At 70.4% G+C, this 2,775-nt stretch carries 2 protein-coding genes; one reads left to right on the top strand and one right to left on the bottom strand.

Annotated elements, in window-relative coordinates; translation table 11 throughout:
- Positions 1-211: 211 nt before the first annotated feature.
- Positions 212-1,603 (bottom strand): cytochrome P450, encoded by a 1,392-nt coding sequence (locus tag QZV94_RS24390; protein WP_293682976.1) that lies wholly within the window; start codon positions 1,601-1,603, stop codon positions 212-214.
- A gap of 107 nt (positions 1,604-1,710) precedes the next feature.
- Here QZV94_RS24390 and QZV94_RS24385 point away from each other — a divergent pair, with 107 nt between their 5' ends.
- Positions 1,711-2,610 (top strand): LysR substrate-binding domain-containing protein, encoded by a 900-nt coding sequence (locus tag QZV94_RS24385; protein ID WP_293682974.1) that lies wholly within the window; start codon positions 1,711-1,713, stop codon positions 2,608-2,610.
- Positions 2,611-2,775 lie beyond the last annotated feature (165 nt).

Below are 2,775 nucleotides of genomic sequence, written 5' to 3'. Positions count from 1 at the left end.
GTCGGGGGAGATTGGGCAGAGGCTCGTCCGGAACAGGTGGAAACGGACACGCTGGTCCTGCGCGATTCCAACGAAAATCACGATCGGCAGCTTCGCGAGCAGGAAGGCGTTCACATGAGTCTCCGGAGGGAGTCGCGGCGCCCTTCTAGACCGATCATCCGGGCGATTCAAACAGGCCTTGTGCGGCGCGAAATGACATCGGGTGAATGCCTCATGCGCCAAGCCTGCGCACCATCAGCGGCAGGCCGCCTTGGGGCCGCAGGGAGACGTCGGCGTGCGGCCGCACAGCGTGTCCCGGCGCCGGGGCGAAGCTGAACTCCGCCACCCACCGCGACAGCAGGATCAACGCCTCGGCCTGCGCGAAACCCTGGCCGATGCAGATGCGCGGCCCGGCGCCGAACGGCAGGTACTGGAAGCGATGGCGCCCACGCTTGCCTTCTGGATCGAAGTTCTCAGGGTTGAACACCTCCGGTTCGTCCCACAGCCGCTTGTGTCGGTGCAGCACCCAGGGCCAGACGGTGACAACTTCGCCCCGGCGCACCCGCGCCCCGCAAACCTCGTCGTCATCCAACGCCTCGCGGTCGATGCGGTGGACGGGGGGATAGAGCCGCAGCGTCTCGTCCCAGACCATCCGCAGGTAGGGCAGCCGCTCGAGCAAGGCGGCCGGGTCGCTGCCGGCTTCGGCCCAGGCCGCCCGGGCTTCATCCCGCGCCCAGGCCTGCGCCTGCCGGTCGCCGCTCAGCAGGTAGAGCGCCCACGCCAGCCCGTTGGCCGTCGTTTCGTGCCCGGCCACGAAGAACGTCATGGCGTTGTCCAGGGTGAGTTGCATCGCTTCGTCGCGGGGGTGCTCGGCCAGGAAGGCCTTGTAGAGCCGCGTCACGAAGTCGTCCGGCGGATCCGGCTCATCGGCGCGCCGGTGGATGAAGGCCGCCATGCGCGAGATCAGCACCCGACGCGCCTGTCGCGCGCGGCGCTGCCGCGGGGCCATATCCAGGAAGCTCATTCCCAGCATCAGGCCCAGGGTGACCTCGGTCCCACCGCCCGCGAGGGCGCGAACCAGATGCGACGTCTCGTCGAACGGCATTCCCGTCTGGCCCGAGAACAACGCCCCGTCGATCACCGCCAGCGTCGCCCGCGTGGTCTCCTCGTGCATGTCGACGACCTCGCCGTCTCCCGCCAGCCGTTGCGCAGCGCGCGCGGCGGCTTCGGCGAAGAGCGGGACGAAGGAGGCCACGGCGCTGGGGAGGAACGCCGGCGCCATCATGCGCCGCTGCGCGCGCCAAGGGTCGGCCTCCGCCAGGAAGAGCCCCTCCCCGATTGACGGGCTCAGGATCCGATGGACCAGGCGCGGCCGCCTATAGTTGGCGGCGTTGTCGACGAAGACATGCTTGATCTGGTCGGGATCGCTGACGCCGTGGAAGACGAAGTTCAGCGCCCGCAGGCGGCGGTATGGGACTTCGAAGGCGTCCTTCGTGACCGCCCGCAACGGATTGCGCCCCGCTTCGCTCGTCAGCAACTGCCAGAGGGTTGGGTCCCGCTCCAGCGGCTCGGGCGCGGCGGGCCGGAAGCGCTGTGGCGCTATGGCGAGGCTGTGGGCGGTCATGGCGGGGCTCCCCGGTCGACGCCGGGGAACATCGTTCGATTGCGGCGCCGCACAAAACGATATAACCGCGCTCTTCTTGTGAGCTGAGATCACAGGACGGAGCGACCGTGGACCGGCGCCACCTTCCACCGCTGACCGCGCTGCGCGCCTTCGAGGCCTTCGCCCGGCGCGGCCGCATGACGCTCGCCGCCGACGAACTTTTCGTCACCCACGGCGCTGTGAGCCGCCAGATCCGGAGCCTCGAGGAGGCCGTCGGCCTCGCGCTCACCGAAGGCCCCCGCCACAGGCTCAAGCTCACCGAGGCGGGCGAACGCCTGGCCTCCGCCCTCTCCGCCGCCTTCGATCAGGTCGAGGGGGCCCTCACCGACCTGAAGATCGCCGTCGACGTCGAGGTCCACCTCTCCTGCGTCGGCACCCTGGCGATCCGCTGGCTGATCCCGCGGCTGTCGGCCTTCCACGCGCGCCCCCCGGACGTCCGCGTGAAGGTCACCGAGTCCTACGCGCCCGTGGACTTCGCGCGCGACCGCTTCGACGCCGCGATCCGGGTCAACGAGACTGCGCCCATCGTCGGCGCAGAAGCCGTGGCCTTCCTGGAGAACTTCCACGGCCCGGTCGTCGCCCCGGCCATGGTCAGCGACGGACCCACCGGCCTCGAGGGCCTGACCCGCCTCACCACCGGCTCGCGGCAGACCGCCTGGGCCGAGTGGGAGGGGCATTCGGGCGTCACGCTTCCCACCCCGCCCGACACCCAGGGGTTCGAGCACATCTTCTATACCCTGGAGGCCGCCGCCGCCGGCCTGGGCGTGGGCCTGACACCCTGGGTCTATGCCGCCGGCGACGTGGCGGCCGGGCGCCTGGCCGCGCCGCTCGGCTTCGCGCCGACGCCGTCGCGCTTCTGGTTCCTTACGCCGGTCGGAGCCCGGAAGCCGGCGGTGGCTCAGTTCCGCGCCTGGCTCATCGAGGAAGCCGCCAAGGTCCCGGCCCCGCCGGGGGTGGTTCGTCGCTGATGGTCGCATGCGCGCGCACCGGACCACTCTTCCGTTGACACGATTCCGACCCGCCCCTATCAGACCCGCCTTCGCACGGCCGGAAGGCTCTGCGCGGGTGTAGCTCAGTTGGTTAGAGCGCCGGCCTGTCACGCCGGAGGTCGCGGGTTCGAGCCCCGTCACTCG

Origin of the sequence: uncultured Phenylobacterium sp., assembly GCF_902826855.1 — a bacterium.
Lineage (GTDB): Bacteria > Pseudomonadota > Alphaproteobacteria > Caulobacterales > Caulobacteraceae > Phenylobacterium.
This window is presented reverse-complemented; position numbering and strand designations above follow the sequence as displayed.

Bases quoted from the DNA above. Each gene is read 5' to 3' on its own strand.
- QZV94_RS24390 (WP_293682976.1), bottom strand. From the start codon at position 1,603: ATGACCGCCCACAGCCTCGCCATAGCGCCACAGCGCTTCCGGCCCGCC.